Below are 22,549 nucleotides of genomic sequence, written 5' to 3'. Positions count from 1 at the left end.
AAATGATCAATGAGAAAATTAGTCAATTAAGCTACAAACAATACATTATCTAATTAAACTCATTTTCTAATTCTCTAATTAGAATCGTATCTTTGCAACAAAATTTAAACAAATGTCAAAGCAAGTTCGTGTGCGTTTTGCACCAAGTCCAACTGGACCATTACATATTGGCGGAGTACGTACTGCCCTATTTAATTATTTATTTGCAAAAAAACATAACGGTGTTTTTTATCTGAGAATTGAAGATACAGATCAAACTCGTTTTGTTCCAGGTGCAGAAGCTTATATAATGGAAGCTTTGGAATGGTTAGGAATTTCTCCTGAAGAAACTGTAGGTAAAAATGAAAAATTTGGTCCGTACAGACAAAGTGATCGTAAGGATTTATACCAAAAATATGCTGACCAATTGATCAATTCAGATTGGGCATACTATGCTTTTGATACTCCAGAATCTCTTGATGCTTTGAGAAAAGAACAAGAAGCGGAAGGAAAAACATTTATTTACAATCATACGAATCGTGAAAAGTTAGATACATCATTAGTAATTTCAGCTGACGAAACTGCTAAAAGAATTGCAAATGGAGAACATTTTGTAATTCGTTTCAAAACTCCAGTTGATGAAACTTTACATTTAAAAGATATTATTCGCGGTGATGTGAAATTTGAAACAAGTTTACTTGATGATAAAGTGCTGTTTAAAAGTGACGGAATGCCGACCTATCATTTAGCTAATATTGTTGATGATCATTTGATGGAAACTTCACATGTAATTCGTGGTGAAGAATGGCTGCCATCTATGCCGCTTCACGTTTTATTGTACAGAGCTTTTGGCTGGGATGCTCCAGAATTTGCACATTTACCTTTGATTTTAAAACCTGTTGGAAATGGAAAATTATCTAAAAGAGATGGTGATAAACTAGGATTTCCTGTTTTTCCACTTGAATGGAAAACCGAAGAAGGCATTTCATCTGGATACAGAGAGAAAGGATTTTTTCCAGAAGCTGTTGTAAACTTCCTTGCTTTGTTAGGTTGGAATGACGGAACGGATAAAGAATTATATTCTTTAGAAGAATTAGTTGAAGCTTTTGATTTGAATAGAGTTCACAAAGCAGGAGCAAAATTTGATCCTGAAAAAAATAAATGGTTCAATCATCAATATTTAATCAAACAAAATGATGCTGATTTAGCGAAGAGCTTCTCTCCTATTTTAGAAGAAAAAGGCTTCTCTACTCCACTTGAAGTGACAACTCACATTGTATCACTTATCAAAGAACGAGCAAACTTTGTTTCAGATTTTTGGGATTTAACTGATTTCTTTTTCCAAGCTCCAACATCATATGATGAAAAAGCAAGCAAAAACTGGAAAGAAGAAACTCCGGCTTTAATGCAGGAATTGATTTCGGTTTTAGAAAATATTGAAGATTTTAGTTCTGTAAATATTGAAACTATCGTGAAAGATTGGTTAACTAAAAACGAAATTGGAATGGGTAAAGTTATGCAGCCTTTCCGTTTAAGTTTAGTTGGAGCTCTTAAAGGCCCTCACCTATTTGACATTGTTGAAATCATTGGAAAAGAAGAAACTATTTCAAGAATTCACAAAGCAATTGAAACTTTATAATAATAATTCAATTCAAAATAGAAACGCTAAGAAACATCTAACAAATGTTCTTAGCGTTTTTTTAGTGCTTTAAAACTATATTTTAGAAGAATTTTCGTAAATTCCCAAAATCATAAACATAAATTAAAAACCATGAGTACAGCATTTATTATCTTATTAGTATTGGCATTCTTCATTTTCATGTCGTCTTTCTTTACTGTAAAACAACAAAGTTCAGTTGTTATCGAGAGATTTGGAAAATTTCACAGTGTGAGAAATTCAGGATTACAATTAAAAATTCCAGTTGTTGATAGATTAGCCGGACGTGTAAATCTTAAAATTCAACAGTTAGATGTTATTATTGAAACTAAAACCAAAGACAACGTTTTTATTAAAATGAAAGTTTCGGTTCAGTTTAAGGTAATTCAAGATAAAGTATATGATGCCTTTTATAAACTAGAATATCCTCACGATCAGATTACTGCTTATGTATTTGATGTTGTTCGTGCTGAAGTTCCTAAACTAAAATTAGATGATGTTTTTGAAAGAAAAGACGATATCGCAATTGCAGTAAAAAGAGAATTAAACGAAGCAATGACTACTTACGGATACGATATCATCAATACATTGGTTACTGATATTGATCCAGATATTCAGGTGAAAAATGCAATGAACAGAATCAACGCTGCCGACAGAGAAAAAACGGCTGCTGAATTTGAAGCTGAAAGTTCAAGAATTAGAATTGTTGCAAAAGCAAAAGCTGAAGCTGAAAGTAAACGTTTACAAGGTCAAGGTATTGCAGATCAACGTCGTGAAATTGCTAGAGGTTTAGTAGAAAGTGTTGAAGTTTTAAACAATGTTGGAATTAACTCACAAGAAGCTTCTGCTTTAATTGTCGTTACACAACATTATGATACACTACAATCTATTGGTGCTGATACTAATTCTAATTTAATATTATTACCAAATTCACCACAAGCAGGAAGTGATATGTTGAACAATATGGTTGCTTCATTCACAGCATCAAATCAAGTTGGCGAAATGATGAAAAAAACTAATAAAAAGATAGAGAAACCAAAACCAATTCAACCGCAATCTGGTTACGAAGATGATATTCAACCTGAAGTTAAATAACTAACTGAAAAGAAAAAAGAGGCTTAATTGCCTCTTTTTCTATTTATAAACCAACCTATTATGTACGGTAAAACAGATTGAAGTATCTTGGTATAAGAATTTGAAAAATAATCTGTGTATGATGAAATAAAACTGTTTACAATATTTTGCGGCGTTATACTTTCTTTTGTTTTTTGAACGTTTAAAACTAACTTTTGATAATTAATATCTTTTTCTAATTTTAAAATTTCTAAATCTCTGTCGATTTCAGCGTATGAAGAGTACTTTTTTGTTTCCATAACTTATTCATTAAAAAAGATTTCTGAAAATTTCTCTAAAATTGGTCCCTCTACAAATTTATCTTTTACAAAGAAAAGTAAAATTGTAAATACCAAATAGATCCCTCCTACTGCTAAGAATCCTAAAGCAATACTTCCGAATAAAGCACCAAAAGCATAAGCTGCAGCAAAAGATCCAAAAAGTAAAACCATACTAAAACACAATAAAATCAACGTAAACTTAAAAATTAAAGTGGTTGATTTCATTGCAACTTTAAAACCCCAGAGTTTATAATATGCTAAATGACTATCAATATAAACTTTAGCCTGATCCTGAATTTTTTCTGTATTTTCCTTTAATTCTTCAAAAGCCATAATTGTAGTTTTAATTAAAAAAAAGAAGCACAAAATACACTTTGAAAAAAACTGTATTTAGCCGCTACTTAAAATTAAGTAAAATAAACCAAAATACAATTATAAAAATCCAAGTGAACTTTGTGCTCCTTAAATATTATTTTTGAAGTTTCGCGTTATGCGCCTTTAAATCAGCAAGTTTAGATTCTAAAAAAGTAATTACTTCCTCTGTTTTATAACTCATATTCGAAAGTAACTCATCATAAGTTCCGTCAAGATTCCCTTTTGCATGAGCAAACTTTTCGCGCAATACCTCAGAACTAGCTGAAAGTGAATCTTTTAAATTATGCCTCGCATCATCTAAACCTTCTTTTAATTTTGCGCGTGTTTTTGATCCTTTGTCTGGAGCAAATAATATTCCGATTGCTGCACCAGCAGCTGCACCAGCCAAGATAGCTGCTACTGTATTTAAGTTCTTTGACATAATAATAAAATTTAAGTGATTAATAAAGGTACTCTTTTTTTAAAATATAAATTATTGAACAAATGATATTTACTAAAATTTAACACTAAAATTAATACGCGTAAGCTACTGCTTCATATTTACCATTTCCTTTCTCAACAATACTTACAAACGGATATCCATTTGAAGCTGACTTACTTTTGATTCTCATAGCTGTTTGATTCTTATTAGCAATTGGCGGTTCACCTTTTGTCCTTGTCGAGACACCAGTAAATGAAGCCACTTCTTTCAGTCCTATTGTCTTTTCTTGAGACAGAACTGTTACCATTTTGTAATCATCTTTAGAATCTACTATGATTTTATCAGATATTTTTTGTGTTTGATTGGTTTGTTTATTTGTTAATTGAGAAACAGCATACTTACTAATTTTAACTTCTTCAGAACTTCCGTTTAAGGAATAATAAATTAAACCATTTTCGTTTTTAATAAAATTTACATCAAGTTGTTCTCCATTGTGTTTTGTAATTTGATGTGTTTGCGAAATTGCAATGTTTGCAAATAAAACTGCCGATAATGTAAAAAATAAATTTTTCATAACATTTAAAATTTAAGGATTAAAAATTCTTAGTTCAAAATGAAAATCAAAATTTCGATACGTGTAAAACTAACTTCATGAAATTTACAAATTATAAATGCCTTCAAAAAAATACTTACATCGTAAACGTATTATCAAAAACAAATTACAACTATAAACTGACCATAAAATCAATTTTTAAAATTCAGGTTTAGAATTAACTCTAAAACTAAAAATGAAAATTTTTAAATTTTAGAAAAACTCCAATTCGATTCTTAAAACGCCAATTTTTGAAATTCTAAAATTTCATACTTGAGCTTTTGATAAAAATAGCAACTTTATAAACAATTGTATGTTAACAACCCGTTAAACTAAGAAAAATTAGGCTAAAAATTAAAATAAAGATCATAAAACAACAAAAAAATAAAAGTTAATTCTTGATATTAAAGAAGTAAAAACGGCTCTTAAAACCAATATATGAAGGTCATTTTTACTTAAATTTACCTATTAAAATTATAAAATCCATAAATAAAATATATAATAATTAAAATCATTTAAAAATAAAAATAACATAATTAAAATTGATATTTAAAAAACAGCAATTTAGAAATTGACAAAACTAAAAAAAGACAAATTATAATTTTCCTTAAAAAAGGCAATCTTCAATTTCAAAAATAATTTCTACTCAAAAAGACGCAAAAAAACATAAAACAAAATCAAAAATTAAAATAAAGACTTCTGTTTTACTATTTTTTAAAATAGGATAATTTACATGGAAGAATTTTAAAAATTGCTTAAAATTAATATATGAAAGTCATTTTTAATTTATAAAACTTATAAAATATCAATTATTAATAGAAAAAATAAATAATAAAAAAAGCGCTCATAAAAAGCGCTTTTTGATAGATTATAATGATATTATTTTTTTACCATCTCGGCAAGAATTTCGATTTCTTTTTCCGATGCATTTTTTGGAGGATTTGAATGCATTTTTGAAATTTGGTCTTCAAACTGATTTCTTAAATTTTCGTTTTCAATTTTTTCTAAATTTAAAAGAGCTCTATATCTAACATAAGTTGATTCACTTCTTAAAGACATAGTATATAATTTTTTAATATCCTCTTCTTCAAAATCCGAAGATTTCCAGTTTGAATATTTCAAAATAAATAGAGCAAACAACAATGAAGCCTTATTATTGTTGATATTCTTTTTTAATGAATTCTGTAAAAGTGAAAAACTTGAAATAGCGGCTATGTTCTCGCCTATTGCATCTCGAATTGCCAAACGTTCAGCTAAATTTTCTAATTTAAAATATTTATTAATATCTTTTAAAGAATTATTAATGCTGTTTTCTTCTTTTTTACCTTTTTCTTCCCAAGCATCTTTCAATCCTACAGTCTTGTTAAACACTAATTTTGAAGCAGTTGAATCTTTATCAACAGTAAAATATCCTAAACGTTGAAACTGAAATTTGTCTTCGTTTTTAGCTGTTGCTAAACTTGGTTCAACAAATCCAGTTACAATTTCTAATGAATTTGGATTCACAAATTCTAAGAAATTTTTCTCTTTATAACTGTCTGGAGCTTCATCTGTAAACAAACGATCGTACAAACGAACTTCTGCTTCAACCGCATGAGGGATAGAAACCCAATGTAGTGTTCCAGACACTTTTCTCTGGCTTGCTTCTGTTCCGCTTCCGCTTAAAGAATCAGTATCATAAGTAACATGAATTTCTGTAATATTACCTTCTGAATCTTTTATAACAGATTCTCCTTTAATAATATATGCATTTTTAAGACGTACTTCTTTTCCTAAAGTCAAACGGAAATATTTAGCTGGAGCTTCTTCTAAAAAGTCTTCTCTTTCAATGTATAATTCACGAGAAAAAGGTACTTTTCTAAATCCTGCATTCTCATCTTCCTGATTATTTTCAGCTTCTAACAACTCCTCTTTTCCTTCAGGATAATTTGTAATTACCACTTTTACCGGATCTAAAACTGCCATTACACGAGGTGCAATTTTGTTCAAATCTTCACGAATACAGAATTCTAAAACGGATACATTTATTAAATTATCACGTTTTGCAATACCAATTGTATTGGCAAAATTACGTAAAGATGCAGCTGTGTAACCTCTTCTTCTTAATCCAGAAATTGTTGACATTCTTGGATCATCCCAACCGTTAACATGCTTTTCTTTAACTAGTTGCTGTAATTTTCTTTTACTAACAACAGTATGTGATAAGTTACGTCTTGCAAATTCTCTTTGCTTCGGACGTAGTTTATTTTCGTCTAAAATTTGATCTAAAAACCAATCGTATAATTCACGGTGAGGCAAAAATTCAAGCGTACAAAATGAATGTGAGATTTCTTCTAAATAATCACTTTGTCCGTGCGCCCAATCGTACATTGGATAAATTTTCCAGGAATCTCCTGTTCTATGATGATGTTTGTGTAAAATTCTATACATAATAGGATCACGCATCAACATATTAGTCGATTTCATGTCAATTTTTGCACGAAGAATATGTGTACCAGCCTCAAATTCACCGTTTTTCATTCTTTCGAATAAATCTAAATTTTCTTCAACAGAACGATTTCTGTACGGACTATCTGTTCCAACTGTAGACGGAGTTCCTTTTTGAATCGCCATATCTTCAGAAGACTGACTATCAACATAGGCTTTATCTTTTTTAATTAATAAAACTGCCCAATCATATAATTGTTGAAAATAGTCAGAAGCATAACGTTCTTCAGCCCATTTGTAGCCCAGCCATTCAACATCTTTTTTTATAGCATCAACAAATTCCTGTTCTTCTTTTTCAGGGTTTGTATCGTCAAAACGTAAATTTACAGGAGACTGATAATCAATTCCTAAACCAAAATTTAATGCAATTGAACTAGCGTGTCCAATGTGTAAATAACCGTTTGGTTCTGGTGGAAAACGAAAATGAAGTTTACTTTGTGAAAGACCTGATTTTAAATCTTCCTCTATGATTTGTTCAATAAAATTGAGTGATTTCTCTTCTGATGCCATTATTTTATACTAATTTTAGCAAAGATAAAAAAAAGGTTTCAGGTTTCAGGTTTAAAGTTATTTAAGTGGCGCAAAACCTGAAACTTTAAACGTGAAACAATAAAAAAATGGGAGTTATAAAACTGAAAAATATCCGTACTTTTTCTTACCACGGATGTTTAATTGAAGAAGGAAAAATAGGATCAGATTATATTGTTGATCTAAAAATTAAGGCAAATTTACAGCAATCGGCGCAAAGTGATCATCTTGCTGACACAGTTGATTATGTTCATTTGAATAAAATTGTTGCTGAAGAAATGGCAATTCGTTCTCATTTATTAGAACATGTAGCTAAAAGAATCATAATTCGTGTATTGGCAGAAATTGAATCAGTAGAAAAAACGACTGTTTGGGTTTCAAAAGTAAATCCTCCTATTGGTGGTGATGTTGAAACAGTTACCATAAAAATGACTGAAAAAAGAAAGTAATTCTTTCTGTATAAAATCTAATTTTTTAAAATAGTTTACATTAAACTTTTGAAATTTAAAGATTTTAGTTACTTTTGCCATCCGTTCAAGTAATGGCGTCGTGGCCGAGCGGCTAGGCTGGGCTCTGCAAAAGCTCCTACTCCGGTTCGAATCCGGACGATGCCTCAAAAAGAGATACAGAAATGTATCTCTTTTTTTTTTATGCCTAAACTTTACACAATATTGTCATTTCGAGGAACGAGAAATCACAATAGGGATTCTACAAAGATTGGCAACATATTGTACAGAATTTCTAGTGTGATTTCTCCTTACGTCGAAATGACAAACTAGACTTAAAAACTTCTAAACGAACATTATAAACATAAAAAAAGCCTCTGAAATTCAGAGGCTTAATTTTATAATTTTGGGTTATTAACAAACTACTTTTCAATATTCTCAAAAGCATTTTTAACCATTTCTTTTTCTTTTGGAAACCATCCCTGAATCATTAAAACAAAACCAAAAACCATCAAAACTACACTAATTCCTTTTTTAATTTTTAGAATATTAGTGGGTGTCATTTTAGATTTTAATTGTTTGGCTAATAGAATTTTAACACAGTCAACTAACAAATAAGTAATAATTACAGAGGCAAAAAAAGTAAACATTCTTGAATTTTGCATTTCTAATTTTGGTCCTACAGAAATAATAACTGCAAGCCAAAAACCAAGAACTCCAATGTTAATAACGTTCAGTAAAAATCCTTTTACAAACAAACTTCCGTAGTTTCTTTTTAAGATATCTCGATCAATTTCTTCATCATTAATTTTCTCTTCTTTCTTCAGTTTTACAAAAGAAATAATACCATAGGAAAGCATAATTATGCCTCCAAAAATAAAAAGTGCGGGCTTGTCTTTTAAACTTGAAATCAGTCTGTAACTTCCTAAATAAGCAATGGCAATAAAAAATATATCACCTAATACTACTCCAAAATCAAATACAATTGCAGCTCTAAATCCTTTTGTAATGCTGGTTTCTAATAAAACAAAAAATACCGGACCTACCATAAAGCTTAGAACAAGTCCCCATGGCAGTCCAGCCAGAATATCATTTATCATCAAAAATTATTTTACTTCTTCAATTTTACCACCAAAAACCGTTTTTTGGTTAATTTGTTTTGGTTTTCCATAAATGTAAATAGAGCCTCCTGCGCTCACTTTTGCATCGACAAGGGTTGATGCATTAACATCTGCTTTTCCGCCCGCAGAAACGCTTACTTTAGTCTGAGAAGTGGCTAATTTACTTGCCAGCAAATAACCGCCTGCTCCAAGACTTGCATCTTGATTGGAAGCTTTACCTGTCAATGTTATTGAACCTCCTGAAACTGAACTTACATTAAGTTTATCAACATCTAAATCAACATTTATTTTTCCGCCTTCTTGAGCACTAACTTTAAAAACAGTTGCTTTTATAGGATCTTTACTTGAAACATAAGCTCCTTCATTTACATCAATAAGCTCTATGCTTCTGTAATACAAAGTAATATCAAGATCATCACCAGATAATAGTTTAGGAAAAGGCATTCTTAATTTTAATAAACCTTTCTTGTTAACAACTTCAACTTCTCCTTCTCTTGCTCCTTTAATGACAATTTTGTTTTCAGAAGATTGAACTAATTTAACACTTAATTTATCAAAAACTTTAACAGAATCGAAATCTCCCAGTTCTTTAGTAACTTGACCAAAAGACATTTGTACAAATAAAATTGCTGCTCCAATAATTAGCTTTCTCATACTTTTATTTTTTTAATTAATATTTATTCAGCTCTTCGTAAAAAATGAAAATCAAGTTGTTTTTTAACTAAATCGGCATTTTTTACTTTAACATAAATTTCGTCTCCTAATTGTAAAATGCTGTTTGAAGTAGCTCCAACTAAAGCATATTGTTTTTCATCAAAAGTATAGTAATCATCTTTTATTTCTCTGATTCTCACCATTCCTTCGCATTTGTTAGAAACGATTTCAACATAAATTCCCCATTCAGTAACACCAGAAATAACTCCAAGGAATTCTTCGTCTTGATGATCCTGCATGTATTTAACCTGCATGTATTTAATACTGTCACGTTCAGCATTTGTAGCTAAACCTTCCATATTTGAACAATGTAAACATTTAGTTTCATAAGTTTCTTCATCTACAGAAGCTCCTCCATCCAAATAATACTGGAGCAAACGGTGTACCATAACGTCAGGATAACGACGAATTGGCGATGTAAAATGGCTGTAATAATCAAATGCTAAACCATAATGACCAATATTATCTGTTGAATATTTGGCTTTACTCATACTTCTAATCGCAAGAGTATCAATTAAGTTTTGTTCTTTTTTACCATTTACTTCTTCCATCAAAGCATTCAATGATTTCGAAATATCGCCTTTGTTACGGAAATCTATTTTATAACCAAACTTAGCAATTACACCTTGCATTGCAATTAATTTGTCTTCGTTTGGCTCATCGTGAATCCTGTAAACAAACGTTTTCTTTTGTTTTCCAATGTATTCAGCTACTTTTCTATTGGCTAAAAGCATAAATTCTTCAATCAAATGATTGGCATCTTTTGAAACTTTAAAGTAAACTCCTTCTGGTTCTCCTTCTGCATCAAGATTAAATTTAACTTCAACTTTATCAAAAGAAATAGCACCATTCTGCATTCTTTTCTTTCTCAAAATCTTTGCTAATTCATCTAATTTTAAAGTTGCTTCTACAATTTCATCTGAAACGACATAAGAATCTCCAGTTATAGAAATATCAACCGGAATAGTATTATCTTTTGTTTCAATGATATATTGCGCTTCTTCATAAGCAAAGCGCTGATCTGAATAAATTACAGTTCTACCAAACCATTGGTTAATAACTTGTGCATTTGGAGAAATTTCAAAAACAGCAGAGAATGTATATTTTTCTTCATTCGGACGAAGTGAACAAGCAAAATTAGACAAAACTTCAGGAAGCATTGGCACTACTCTATCTACTAAATAAACCGAGGTTGCGCGTTGATAAGCTTCATCATCTAAGATTGTTCCTTCTTCTAAATAATACGAAACATCGGCAATGTGAATACCAATTTCATAATTTCCGTTTTCTAACTTTTTGAAAGACAACGCATCATCAAAATCTTTTGCATCTTTTGGATCTATCGTATACGTAAGTGTATCACGCATATCACGACGTTTTGCAATTTCAGATTCCTGAATTGAGGTATCTAGTTTTTGTGCATACACCTCTACTTCTACCGGAAAATCTGCTGGTAAACCGTATTCAGCTAAAATAGCATGAATCTCTGTATTATGTTCTCCAGGTTTTCCTAAAACTCTGATTACAGATCCAAACGGACTATCGGCTCTTTTAGGCCAATCTTCTATTTTTACTAAAACTACATCTCCATTTTCAGCTTCACCTATTTTATCCTTTGGAATAAAAATATCAGTATACATTTTAGGATTTGCAGTCGAAACAAAAGCAAAATTGGGCTGAATATCAATAACTCCAACAAACTCTGTTTTATCTCTTTCTAAAACTTCAATTACTTCACCTTCAGGTCTTTTTCCTTTTCTTCTATTATAAACGTAGACTTTAACTTTGTCTTTATCTAAAGCACGATTTAGATTATTGGTCGGGATAAAAACATCTTCTGCAAAATCAGGACAAATAAAATAAGCCGTTTTTCTGCTGGTCATATCAATTGTTCCTTCGTAATAATCCTGACTGATTGCTTTTATTAAATACTTACCAGGTTCAGATTCTATAATCTTTTTTGAAGCAGCTAGAATTTTCAAATCCTTTATAATTTGATTTCTGCTTTTAGTATCATCAAGTTCGAGCTTTGCTCCTATTTGCTTATAATTGAATGGTTTATTAGGGCTTTGCGATAAAATTTTTATTATTTTTCCAGAGAAATCCTTCTCATTTTTTATCGGCTTTCTAATTTTCTTACTCATATATCTTTTCTTATAAGGCTTAAAATTACAAATAAGATATTAGATAACACTTTTTAAAAATTAGAATTATTAAAAATATAACTTTTCGTACATTTACAAAAAGACCTAAAATGGAAAGCTTTCAAACCATCGCTATATTTAATTATCAGCACGAAACCGTAGTTCTCAAACACTTACTGGAACAAGAAGAAATTCCATATTTTTTTGAAAACGAAATGACACTTTCTGTTGTCCCAATGTACTCGACTGCACTTGGCGGAATCAAACTCAAAGTTCATCCAAACGATTTCGAACAAGTTCAAGAAATTCTAGACAACTTAAACAATCCACTTAAAATCGTTTAAACAGTTTCTTTTTTTTCAAACTAAATTCATTTTTTTTCTTTTTAAACTTTTTTAGTTTTCAACATATATTAAATACAACAAAAAAGATTTTTAAAAATTTAAAAAAATTTGGTTGTTATTATAGTGTGTTAATATGTCGAATAAATTTATTTTTAAAAGTATTGAAATGAAGTTTCTCTTAGTTATTCTGAGTTATCAACATAGTTATTTTAAGCTAAAAGTTTAATTTTTAAGACTTTTTGTATTTTAATTAACAACGGTTGACAACCGAAAATGAATTCATTTTGTAGATAAGTTCATATGTTGATATTTGTTGAAAATGGTATTTTTGATATTGATAACTTTTCCAAAAATTCCCGAAACTTTTCTTGCATTTTAAATTCCAGTTTTGGATTAAGCATTTTTTTGACACGACCAAAAAAAACTTCTAATTTTCTTTTCCAACTTATTAACAAATAATGTTAACTTAAAGTTAATTGAATATCAACGAATTACGAATTGCTATTAACACTTTAAAATTTTAACAAAAAAGCTGTTTATTCTTTATTGATAATGAGATACTTATAGAGTTATTAAAAATGTTAATAAGTGATAAGGTTTTGAGAGTAAGATAGTTGTAAAATAAGGGTTTCAAGGTATGAATTTCAAAAATGGAGCTTACAATTATGATTACTGTTTTTTAAAGTTAATAAGTATAAAATTTGTGAAAATTAGGGAAATTCGTGGCAAACATTTATTAATTGAGTAAATTTGCACAACACAACTTAATAGTATTAAAAATGAAAATTTCGATAGGAAACGACCACGCAGGACCAGAGTATAAAAAAGCAATTGTTGAAATGCTTAAAGCAAAAGGATATGAAGTAACTAATTATGGAACTGATTCTGAGGATTCTGTAGATTATCCTGATTTTGGGCATCCTGTTGCAAATGATGTTTCTGAAGGAAAAGCAGATTTTGGAATTGTTATTTGCGGAAGCGGTAACGGAATTGCAATGACTGTTAATAAACACCCGAAAGTAAGAGCTGGTTTATGCTGGACTAAAGAAATAGCTTATTTAACACGTTTACACAACGATGCTAATATTGTGAGTATTCCAGCAAGATTTACTTCTATTCCGCAAGCTGTAGAAATTGTTGAAACGTTTTTAGCAACTGCTTTTGAAGGTGGAAGACATCAAAATAGAGTAAATAAGATTGCTTGTTCTTAAAACAAAAAAAAAGGTGCTCCGCACTAATATATAATAAACACACCGGATAGATTTTTAAAATTTATCCGGTTTTTTATGTTTTTAAATTACTGTAAATCAATTTTATATGTGTATTTTTTGAGGTTATCAACATTGTTAATATCTATATTTTATTATTTACTATTAGGTAAATCAAAACGGCTTGAAGAATAAAAATGATTGAGAATTTTACAATAAATGACATTTTACTCGTTTTATGTCTAAAGATTAACATTGCTGTTAATAAACCAATTGTTCCGCCAATTGCTTCGAATAAAAAAAGTGTATTTTCGGGAACTCTTTGTTTGTTTTTTCGAGCTTGATATTTATCATATCCAGCGAGAATAAAAACAATGATATTTATAAATAATAATGATATAAAAAAAACTTTCATAGGCATAGTATCATTGACAAAGATATTATTTTGGTACAATATTAAAAATCAAAATAATATAAGTTAAAAATATAAAATCGTAAAAAATGAGTCCAGTACAATTATTTGAACAAAAAAAGATAAGAAGTCATTATGATGCCGAAAATGAAATTTGGTATTTTTCGGTAATTGACGTGATTGAAGTTTTGACTGGGACAGATCGACCTAGAAAATATTGGGGAGATTTAAAAACGAAGCTTTTAAAAGAAGGAAGCCAACTGTCCGATTTTATCGGACAGTTGAAAATGGAAGCTGCGGATGGTAAATTAAGAATTACAGATGTAGCTGACTCAGAACAACTTTTACGTTTAATTCAATCTATTCCTTCTCCAAAAGCAGAACCTTTTAAACAATGGCTCGCGAAAGTTGGTTATGAAAGAATTCAGGAATTATCAGATCCATCTCAAAGTTTAGACCGTGCTCGTGAAAATTGGCAAAATATGGGACGAAGTGAAAAATGGATTCAACAGCGAATGACTGGGCAGGAAACTCGTAATAAATTGACAGATTATTGGAAAGAATCTGGTGTAGAGAAAAAAGATGAATTTGCATTGTTAACAAATATTATTCACCAAGAATGGACTGGGATATCGGTTAAAAAACATAAAGAAGTAAAAGGATTAAAGTCTCAAAATTTGAGAGATCATATGTCTGAAGCAGAGTTAATTTTTACTGCTCTGGCAGAACTTTCTACACGTCAAATCGCAGAAAGTGATGAAGCAAAAGGACTTATAGAAAATGCAAAAGCTAGTAAAAAAGGGGGAGCAATTGCAAAAAATGCCCGAATAGCTTTGGAAGACAAAACGGGTAAAAGTGTAGTTACAGGAGAAAACTTTCTTCCTCCAAGAAAAAAGAGTCTAGAATAAATTTTTAAATATCATATAACAAAAGCCGTTGTAAAATTTGCAAAACACTTGCATCTTTGTGGTTCAAATAAAATAACAATGACTAATATTCAATTCATTGCCAAGTCTGTACAAACAGCAGCAATTAATATTCAAAATACCGTTAAATTATTAGAGGAAGATTGTACGATTCCGTTTATTTCTCGATATAGAAAAGATACAACCGGAAATCTTGACGAAGTTGTAATTGAGCAGATTGCAAAACTTCAAAAAGAATATGAAACGCTTACAAAACGTAAAGAAGCTGTTCTAAAATCAATTGAAGAACAAAAAGCGCTTACACCAGAATTAAAACAAAAAATAGAACAGAGTTTTGATCTGCAGGAAATAGAAGATTTTTATCTTCCATACAAAAAGAAGAAAAAAACAAAAGCTGATGTTGCGCGTGAGTTTGGTTTAGAGCCATTGGCAAAAATAATAATGTCTGAAAATGATGTTGATGTAGATTTTATTTCGACGCAATACATCAATGAAAATGTTGTTAATGAAGAAGCTGCTATGCAAGGCGCACGAGATATCGTTGCAGAATGGATTAACGAAAATATTTACGTTCGTAAACAGCTTCGTAGATTATATCAACGAAAAGCAACTATTGGAACTAAAGTTGTAAAAAAGAAAGCCGAAGAAGAAGGCGCACAAAAATTCAGTCAGTATTTTGATTGGGAAGAACCTTTAACTAAAACACCTTCGCATAGATTATTAGCTATGCTTCGTGCTGAAAATGAAGGTTTTGTTAAAATGAAAATTGATGTTGATATCGATGATGCTTACGATGTTATTGATGAAATTATCATTAAAAAGCAAAACAGTACAACAGCTCATTTGCAATTAGCAATTGAGGACAGTTATAAACGTTTACTAAATCCAGCAATAGGAAATGAAACGTTGCAGGAAGCAAAAGCAAAAGCTGATGCAAATTCAATTCAAGTTTTTGCTAACAATTTAGGACAGCTTTTATTGGCTCCGCCTTTAGGCGAAAAACGAATTCTGGCAATCGATCCTGGTTTTAGAAGTGGTTGTAAAGTAGTTTGTTTGGATGAAAAAGGTGATTTGTTATATAATGAAACCATTTATCCGCACGCGCCTCAAAATGAGGAAACAATGGCAATCAAGAAAATCCGTTCAATGGTAAACGCCTATCAAATAGATGCGATTTCTATTGGTAACGGAACTGCTTCAAGAGAAACGGAATTTTTTATCAAAAAAATCGCGTTTGATAAACCATTGCAGGTTTTTATAGTTTCGGAGGCAGGAGCTTCAGTATATTCAGCATCAAAAATTGCGAGAGAAGAATTTCCTAATTATGATGTAACGGTTCGTGGTTCGGTTTCTATTGGGCGTCGACTTTCAGATCCTTTGGCAGAATTGGTTAAAATTGATCCGAAGGCAATTGGAGTAGGACAATACCAGCACGATGTTGATCAAACGAAATTAAAAGAAGAATTAGATAATACAGTAATTAGATGTGTAAACTCTGTTGGTATTAATATTAATACAGCAAGTAAGCACTTATTAAGTTATGTGAGTGGAATAGGAGAGAAGCTGGCAGAAAACATTGTACAATATCGATCAGAAAATGGTCCTTTTGAAGACAGAAAACAACTGAAAAAAGTGCCACGTTTGGGTGATAAAGCATATCAGCAAGGTGCGGCATTTATTCGAATTTCCAATGCTAAAAATCCATTAGATAATTCTGCGGTACATCCAGAAGCTTATCCAGTTGTTGAAAAGATGGCAAAAGATTTGAAACTTTCGGTAAATGATTTAATTGCAAACAAAGAGAAAACAGCGCTTATTAAGGCCGAAAACTATATTACTCCTGAAATTGGTTTACTTACACTGAAAGACATCATAAAAGAGCTTGAAAAGCCAGGATTAGACCCAAGAAAGTCGGCAAAGGTTTTTGAATTTGATGCGAATGTAAAATCGATTAAAGATTTAAAAACGGGAATGATTTTACCGGGAATTGTGAACAATATTACCAACTTTGGCTGTTTTGTAGATATCGGAATCAAAGAAAGCGGTTTGGTTCATATATCACAATTGAAAGCTGGTTTTGTAAGCGATGTAAACGAAGTTGTAAAATTACATCAGCATGTTGATGTAAAAGTTACTGAGGTCGATGAAGATAGAAAGAGAATTCAGTTGACGATGATTTTATAAAACTCTAAATTGAAATAAAAAAAAATCCCAAGCTACAATTTGTAACTTGGGATTTTTTAATAAGGTTGTAAATGCTTATTTAGTTTCTTCCTCTTCTTTTTTAGCAGGAGGCGTAGTTTGATCGTCTTTAGCAGCGTTCTTAAATTCTTTAATTCCGCTTCCTAAACCTTTCATTAATTCTGGAATTTTTTTACCTCCAAAAAGTAATATCACAATACCTACTATAACAAGGATTTCTGTAAGACCTAATCTTCCCATGATTGTATAATTAATGCCGAAGCAAATTGATTTTCAAATTCTACCGCAAAGGTATATAGAATATACGAACAACAAGGGTTTTTGGTTTAAAATATTTATTACGTACTGCGTTAAATATTTTATAAAATATTAAAATTGCTGTGTTTGCTCATTTTTGTCAGACACCAGCAATATGATTAATTACTATATTTGCTTGTATAATTAACCAAATGACTAAGAAAAAATTCAATTTTAGAAAAAATTTGTTCATCAAAAACCGCTTGGTAATCTTGAATGAAGAAACTTTTGAAGAAATTTTTTCATTTAAACTCAACTTAATGAACGTTTTTGTAACGTTTACTTTAGGCGGTATATTTTTAATATTAGTAACCACTTTTATTATTGCTTTTACACCTTTACGAGAATTTATTCCCGGATATTCTTCATCACAATTAAAAAGAAATGCAACGGAACTTGCTATAAAATCAGATTCATTAGAGAGAGCTTTAAGGAAAAATGAAGCTTACATAAAAGGGATTCAAAAAGTGTTGAAAGGAGAATTAGAATATGCAAAATTCAATAAAGATTCTATATTAGCAGATGTTGATGAACCTTCTGATGTAAATATGAAAACAACCGAAGAAGAAATTAAGCTTAGAGAAGAAGTTGCAAAAATGGAGAAGGAGTCTGTTAATTCTAAAGCTGTTAAAAATAAAAAAGAAAAGAAGTAATACCATTAAAAAATGTCTATTAAATCAGTAGCAGCAAAATTATTTGCCAGCAAAATATATCATAAGACACAGGCTTGGGCCAATAAACCGATAGAAACTCAAAATGAAATATTTAAGAGTTTAATCAGTGATGCAAAAGAAACTGTGTTTGGAAAAGACCATCATTTTAAAAAGATAAAAACAGTTGATGATTTTCAAAAGAATGTTCCTGTTCGAGATTACGAAGATTTAAAATTGTATATCGATAGAGTAAAAGAGGGGGAAGAGAATATTCTTTGGAAAGGAAAACCAATTTATTTTGCAAAAACCTCTGGAACAACCTCTGGCGCAAAATACATTCCGCTTACAAAAGAGTCAATGCCATCTCATATAAAAGCCTCTCGAAATGCGATTTTGCATTATATCTATGAAACGGGAAATGCTGATTTTGTTGATGGAAAAATGATTTTCCTGCAGGGAAGTCCAATTTTGGTTGAAAAATACGGAATTAAATTTGGAAGATTATCAGGAATTGGAGCGCACTTTGTACCAAAATATCTGCAGAAAAATAGAATGCCGTCTTGGGAAACCAATTGTATTGAAGATTGGGATACTAAAGTAAATGCAATTGTAGAGGAAACAATCAATCAAGATATGACCATAATTTCGGGAATTCCGTCTTGGGTACAAATGTATTTTGAGCGTTTAGAAGAAAAAAGCGGTGGTAAGAAAATAGGAGAGTTATTCAAAAATTTCAATTTATTTATTTACGGCGGAGTTAATTATGAGCCTTATCGTGCTAAGTTCGAAAACATGATTGGCCGCAAAGTAGACAGTATCGAATTGTTTCCAGCTTCTGAAGGATTCTTTGCTTATCAAGATTCTCAAAAACAAAAAGGAATGCTTTTGCTTTTGAATTCGGGAATTTTCTACGAGTTTATTAAAGCCGATGAATTCTTTACCGAAAAGCCAAAAAGTTATACAATTGGCGAAGTAGAAATGGGGATTAATTATGCCTTAATAGTTTCTACAAATGCCGGACTTTGGCGCTATAATATTGGCGATACCGTTCAGTTTACCTCTTTGTTTCCGCATAGAGTTATTGTTTCAGGACGTATCAAACATTATATTTCTGCTTTTGGAGAACACGTTATTGCCAATGAAGTCGAAAATGCGATGAAGGAAGCAACTGCAGGAACAAATATTGTAATAAACGAATTTACCGTAGCTCCTCAAATTACGCCATCAAGTGGATTACCGTATCATGAATGGTTTATCGAATTTGAAAATGAACCAGACAATATGGAAACTTTTGCGGAAGCAATTGACGATTCTATGCGAAAACAAAACATTTACTATGATGATTTAATTACTGGAAATGTGTTGCAAAAAGTAGTTATTACCAAAGTGTCGAAAAATGGATTTCAGGAATACATGAAATCGCAGGGGAAATTGGGCGGACAAAATAAAATTCCGAGACTGTCTAATGATAGAAAGATTGCGGATAATTTGAAGTAAGTAAATAATAGTTGTTCTATGAAAAAAAGATTAAATTTAGTAATTCTAATTTCATTTTTTGGATTTGGCAATGCTATTGGACAAATAAAAAAGCATTTTAAGGATGCGCCAAACACTACTGTTTTTACCACCACATTTGTTCTTAAAGAAAAGAAAACTATTACTTATGTTACACATGATGCTGAAGATGGTGCCTGGCAATTTTTTAGTAATGATAAGTTTGAGAGTTTTGAGAAAGTTGCGCAAATTGTTAGTTTGGAACAAATCATAAAAATTGATAAAACTTTATTAGAATTGGCTGATTTGCCTTTAGGATACATAGCTACAAGAAAAAGTCTGAAAGATAAATGGAAAATTGAAAAAGCCGAATAATAATAAGATATTAACTTTAATGGTATTTATAATTACTAATTTCGTTTAATTGAAATACCAAAATAATCTTCTTAATTGAAGATTATTTAAAATAAAAATAGCATGAAAGAAACTAAACATATATCAAGATCAAGAGCTCAGGAATCATCTGCAGCGATAGAAAAAATGTACATTACAATGCGTCACTTATTCAACCGTGGTTTTTATAAACCAATGGGAGTTTCTGGTGATAGTTTAAGAGAATCATTATTGGCTTTACGCCCAGAAATTTATGGGAATATTGCTGAAGAAAAAGTAGAATTAAATGGGCTTTTGTACGTTATAGAACGTTTACCAATAGGAATCGAACAATGCAGATTCATCAATTTAACTTCAGATGAAGGTTATTCTAAATCGCATTTTCAACCCATTGTTCCTCCAAAAAGAAGAAGAAACTGTTATAGAATCGACGAGGAACAAATGAATGTTGAAATCACGCGTGGACGTTCTGATATTTATGATATTCTTACGCATTTGACTTTTATTTTTATCGAATCGCATAAAATTAAAAATAGAGTTCTATTAGACGACGGCGGAGAAGTTTCTCGTGATTGGCTTAAATTGGAGCAAGCTGTAATGCAGACTAAAAAGCTGGTGCAGATTGAAAAAGAAAAAGCGATTTCGCACGTTGCAAACATTTTAGGACGAACTTTTGAAGAGGTTTTAGATATTTATGACGCTTTTGGTTCTGAAAATGCGCCTGATCGTTTCCTGCACGTTATTTACTGGTTAGGAAAATTAGCAATCGAAGAAATTGTTGAAAACAATAAACGAACAATTACTTTCAGTCCTGTTTTACGCGAACGTTTAGGACACCATATTCACGGAGAAATTTGGGCAACAAATATCAAAGAAGTACTAAAAGCAAATGATCTTTTAAAAAGACCAATTCACGTAATTAGTGCAAACATGCACAGTGTAATGAATTCTATTTTTGCGACGCCTTTGTTGAAAACAAAATTTAAAGGAAAAACAGATTTCTTTATTTATGAAGAATTAAGCAACTCAGGCTCAAAAGAAATTAGAGGTCATGTTGAAGAATTAGCTTTGAAAAACGGAATGATTTCACTTCCTGATACTTCGGGAACTAATATTGACGTTCAAATTTTTGATACGGCAAAAATCGACTGGTCAAAAACAGCGTTTTCTGAAGCGAAAATCGACGACGAAAAGCCGGTAATTATTGTAATGGATTATGCTTTTGGCGAGCAGGCTTATGAAACTATCGACGAACTTTTAAAACCATTTAAAAAAGAAACATTACTAAATGTAAAATCAGTTTCTATAATGGGTAAAGCCGGAATTCTTGAAGGCGGAAAAGGCGATATTATGATTCCTACAGCACATATAAATGAAGGAACGGCTGATAATTATTTCTTCGAAAATGAATTAACGGGTGCTATGTTTGAAGGAAACGATATTGCTGTTTTTGAAGGTGCAATGGTTACTGTTTTAGGAACATCTTTGCAAAACAGAGATTTGTTGAAATTTTTCCACGAATCGACTTGGGGTGTAATTGGTCTTGAAATGGAAGGATCTTATTACCAAAAAGCGATACAATCAGCTTCAAAAATTAGAAAAAGTGTACCGCACGATATAAAAGTTCGTTATGCTTATTACGCTTCAGATAATCCATTAGAAACGGGAAGTACTTTAGCTTCTGGCGGACTTGGAACAACAGGGGTAAAACCAACTTATTTAATTACTATTAAAATTTTAGAACAAATTTTCAACGTAAAATAAAAAACGTAAATGAGTACAAAAGTACCCCAAAACAATTCAGATCAGGAAATTGATATTTTTGATTTATCGAAAACAATCAGGAATTTTTTTGATAGAATAAGTGCTTCTATATTTAAATCGATTCAGTTTTTTGTTCGAAACTGGATAATTGTATTGATTTTGGTTGTTCTTGGATTTGGTTTGGGGTGGTTTTTGGATTCAAATAAAAAAACGTTTCAAAATCAGGTTATAGTAACACCTAATTTTGGCAGCGTTGATTACTTATATTCCAAAATAGACTTAATCGAGTCTAAAATTGTTTCTGGAGATACTGTTTTCTTAAAAAAGGTTGTTGGAATTTCGAATCCAAAAGCACTTAAAAAAATTGAAATTAAACCAATCGCCGACGTTTATAAATTTATTGAAGACAAAGAGCAAAACTTTGAACTCATAAAACTAATGGCTGAGGTTGGTGAAGTAAAAAAAGTTTTAGAAGATAATATAACGAGCAAAAATTACACTTTTCATACTATTTCGTTTGTATCAAATAAAGAAACATATGACAAAGAGATAGTCGCACCATTGATGCAGTATTTAAACAGCTCAGAATATTTTAATGCACTTCAAAAAATAGGATACAAAAATCTAGAGCAGCAAATTGCTAAAAATGATACTATCATTGCTCAAATTGACGATGTTTTAAATGGTTTTTCGAGCACGGTTAAAAATGGACCAAAAAACGATAAATTGGTTTATTACAATGAGAATACACAGCTTAATGATCTAATTAAAACGAAGCAAACTTTAATAGTTGATCAAGGAAGAAACAGATTAAAGTTGGTGAACTACGATAAAGCAATAAAAGAAATTAATACTACATTAAATATAAATATTGTAAAGCTTACAAATGGCAATTTTAAAATTCTGCTTCCCGCAGTCTTTATCCTTCTTTTTATTTTTATTCACTTGTTCAAGAAGTTTTACAACAGTCAGCTTTTAAAATCTCAAATTAAATAAAG

General features: G+C 30.7%; 22 protein-coding genes and 1 tRNA gene. 13 read left to right on the top strand and 10 right to left on the bottom strand.

Annotation, left to right across the window (positions count from 1 at the left end):
• Positions 1-112: 112 nt before the first annotated feature.
• Both gltX and ACHRV0_RS03080 read left to right on the top strand, forming a co-directional pair.
• Entirely contained in the window at positions 113-1,618 is a 1,506-nt protein-coding gene (gene gltX, locus ACHRV0_RS03085) for a glutamate--tRNA ligase (RefSeq protein WP_395439864.1), read from the top strand.
• 132 nt (positions 1,619-1,750) lie between these two features.
• A complete protein-coding gene (locus ACHRV0_RS03080; RefSeq protein WP_089053514.1) occupies positions 1,751-2,731 on the top strand; it encodes an SPFH domain-containing protein in 981 nt (326 codons plus the stop codon).
• Between the two features lie 23 nt (positions 2,732-2,754).
• On the opposite strand, the gene ACHRV0_RS03075 is transcribed toward ACHRV0_RS03080, so the two are convergent.
• The 5 genes from ACHRV0_RS03075 to ACHRV0_RS03055 form a co-directional block, all read right to left on the bottom strand.
• Positions 2,755-3,009 carry a DUF6327 family protein gene (locus tag ACHRV0_RS03075; protein WP_395439863.1) on the bottom strand — a complete coding sequence of 85 codons (255 nt, stop codon included), beginning with the start codon at positions 3,007-3,009 and terminating at the stop codon, positions 2,755-2,757.
• A gap of 3 nt (positions 3,010-3,012) precedes the next feature.
• Complete coding sequence (locus tag ACHRV0_RS03070; protein WP_129022728.1) at positions 3,013-3,363, bottom strand: competence protein; 351 nt, start codon at positions 3,361-3,363, stop codon at positions 3,013-3,015.
• Between the two features lie 136 nt (positions 3,364-3,499).
• Positions 3,500-3,826 carry a YtxH domain-containing protein gene (locus ACHRV0_RS03065; protein ID WP_099717854.1) on the bottom strand — a complete coding sequence of 109 codons (327 nt, stop codon included), beginning with the start codon at positions 3,824-3,826 and terminating at the stop codon, positions 3,500-3,502.
• 91 nt (positions 3,827-3,917) lie between these two features.
• Positions 3,918-4,400, bottom strand: a complete 483-nt coding sequence (locus ACHRV0_RS03060; protein ID WP_395439862.1) for a hypothetical protein — start codon at positions 4,398-4,400, stop codon at positions 3,918-3,920.
• Positions 4,401-5,297: 897 nt separating this feature from the next.
• Entirely contained in the window at positions 5,298-7,415 is a 2,118-nt protein-coding gene (locus tag ACHRV0_RS03055; RefSeq protein WP_395439861.1) for a glutamine--tRNA ligase/YqeY domain fusion protein, read from the bottom strand.
• Between the two features lie 107 nt (positions 7,416-7,522).
• Here ACHRV0_RS03055 and folB point away from each other — a divergent pair, with 107 nt between their 5' ends.
• Positions 7,523-7,882, top strand: a complete 360-nt coding sequence (folB, locus tag ACHRV0_RS03050) for a dihydroneopterin aldolase (RefSeq protein ID WP_089053520.1) — start codon at positions 7,523-7,525, stop codon at positions 7,880-7,882.
• Between the two features lie 94 nt (positions 7,883-7,976).
• Positions 7,977-8,047, top strand: a tRNA-Cys gene (locus tag ACHRV0_RS03045).
• Between the two features lie 254 nt (positions 8,048-8,301).
• Here ACHRV0_RS03045 and ACHRV0_RS03040 read toward each other — a convergent pair.
• From ACHRV0_RS03040 to rnr, 3 genes are read right to left on the bottom strand one after another with little or no spacing between them, the layout of a single operon-like run.
• Positions 8,302-8,979 (bottom strand): LysE family translocator, encoded by a 678-nt coding sequence (locus ACHRV0_RS03040; RefSeq protein WP_370431315.1) that lies wholly within the window; start codon positions 8,977-8,979, stop codon positions 8,302-8,304.
• A gap of 6 nt (positions 8,980-8,985) precedes the next feature.
• On the bottom strand, positions 8,986-9,654 hold the full coding sequence (locus ACHRV0_RS03035; RefSeq protein ID WP_395439860.1) for a head GIN domain-containing protein: 669 nt from the start codon (positions 9,652-9,654) through the stop codon (positions 8,986-8,988).
• A 23-nt stretch (positions 9,655-9,677) separates the two neighbouring features.
• Positions 9,678-11,858: a ribonuclease R gene (gene rnr, locus ACHRV0_RS03030; RefSeq protein ID WP_129026051.1), complete on the bottom strand. Its 2,181-nt coding sequence runs from the start codon at positions 11,856-11,858 to the stop codon at positions 9,678-9,680.
• 110 nt (positions 11,859-11,968) lie between these two features.
• Between rnr and ACHRV0_RS03025 the strand changes: the two genes are divergently transcribed.
• Together ACHRV0_RS03025 and rpiB are read left to right on the top strand one after the other, a co-directional pair.
• Complete coding sequence (locus ACHRV0_RS03025; RefSeq protein WP_129026049.1) at positions 11,969-12,202, top strand: DUF2007 domain-containing protein; 234 nt, start codon at positions 11,969-11,971, stop codon at positions 12,200-12,202.
• Positions 12,203-12,981: 779 nt separating this feature from the next.
• Positions 12,982-13,413 (top strand): ribose 5-phosphate isomerase B, encoded by a 432-nt coding sequence (gene rpiB, locus ACHRV0_RS03020; RefSeq protein WP_089053525.1) that lies wholly within the window; start codon positions 12,982-12,984, stop codon positions 13,411-13,413.
• 142 nt (positions 13,414-13,555) lie between these two features.
• Here rpiB and ACHRV0_RS03015 read toward each other — a convergent pair whose 3' ends face one another.
• Positions 13,556-13,825: a DUF1294 domain-containing protein gene (locus ACHRV0_RS03015; RefSeq protein ID WP_395439859.1), complete on the bottom strand. Its 270-nt coding sequence runs from the start codon at positions 13,823-13,825 to the stop codon at positions 13,556-13,558.
• Positions 13,826-13,911: 86 nt separating this feature from the next.
• Here ACHRV0_RS03015 and ACHRV0_RS03010 point away from each other — a divergent pair, with 86 nt between their 5' ends.
• Together ACHRV0_RS03010 and ACHRV0_RS03005 are read left to right on the top strand one after the other, a co-directional pair.
• On the top strand, positions 13,912-14,730 hold the full coding sequence (locus tag ACHRV0_RS03010) for a BRO family protein (protein WP_395439858.1): 819 nt from the start codon (positions 13,912-13,914) through the stop codon (positions 14,728-14,730).
• 78 nt (positions 14,731-14,808) lie between these two features.
• Positions 14,809-16,932 (top strand): Tex family protein, encoded by a 2,124-nt coding sequence (locus tag ACHRV0_RS03005; RefSeq protein WP_089053527.1) that lies wholly within the window; start codon positions 14,809-14,811, stop codon positions 16,930-16,932.
• A gap of 75 nt (positions 16,933-17,007) precedes the next feature.
• Here the strand turns inward: ACHRV0_RS03005 and ACHRV0_RS03000 are convergent, their stop codons facing one another.
• Complete coding sequence (locus ACHRV0_RS03000; RefSeq protein ID WP_089059705.1) at positions 17,008-17,190, bottom strand: twin-arginine translocase TatA/TatE family subunit; 183 nt, start codon at positions 17,188-17,190, stop codon at positions 17,008-17,010.
• Positions 17,191-17,399: 209 nt separating this feature from the next.
• Here ACHRV0_RS03000 and ACHRV0_RS02995 point away from each other — a divergent pair, with 209 nt between their 5' ends.
• The 5 genes from ACHRV0_RS02995 (at position 17,400) to ACHRV0_RS02975 (ending at position 22,547) form a co-directional block, all read left to right on the top strand.
• Positions 17,400-17,900 (top strand): peptidase, encoded by a 501-nt coding sequence (locus tag ACHRV0_RS02995; protein ID WP_395439857.1) that lies wholly within the window; start codon positions 17,400-17,402, stop codon positions 17,898-17,900.
• Positions 17,901-17,912: 12 nt separating this feature from the next.
• On the top strand, positions 17,913-19,397 hold the full coding sequence (locus tag ACHRV0_RS02990) for a GH3 auxin-responsive promoter family protein (RefSeq protein ID WP_395439856.1): 1,485 nt from the start codon (positions 17,913-17,915) through the stop codon (positions 19,395-19,397).
• An 18-nt stretch (positions 19,398-19,415) separates the two neighbouring features.
• Positions 19,416-19,769 (top strand): DUF2185 domain-containing protein, encoded by a 354-nt coding sequence (locus ACHRV0_RS02985; RefSeq protein WP_129023338.1) that lies wholly within the window; start codon positions 19,416-19,418, stop codon positions 19,767-19,769.
• A gap of 102 nt (positions 19,770-19,871) precedes the next feature.
• The gene (locus tag ACHRV0_RS02980; RefSeq protein ID WP_395439855.1) at positions 19,872-21,551 is read left to right on the top strand and encodes a DUF6909 family protein; all 1,680 of its coding nucleotides are present in this window, start codon (positions 19,872-19,874) and stop codon (positions 21,549-21,551) included.
• 9 nt (positions 21,552-21,560) lie between these two features.
• Positions 21,561-22,547, top strand: a complete 987-nt coding sequence (locus tag ACHRV0_RS02975) for a hypothetical protein (RefSeq protein ID WP_395439854.1) — start codon at positions 21,561-21,563, stop codon at positions 22,545-22,547.
• Positions 22,548-22,549: the final 2 nt, after the last annotated feature.

Origin of the sequence: Flavobacterium sp. FlaQc-30 (genome assembly GCF_044005885.1) — a bacterium.
GTDB lineage: Bacteria > Bacteroidota > Bacteroidia > Flavobacteriales > Flavobacteriaceae > Flavobacterium.
This window is presented reverse-complemented; position numbering and strand designations above follow the sequence as displayed.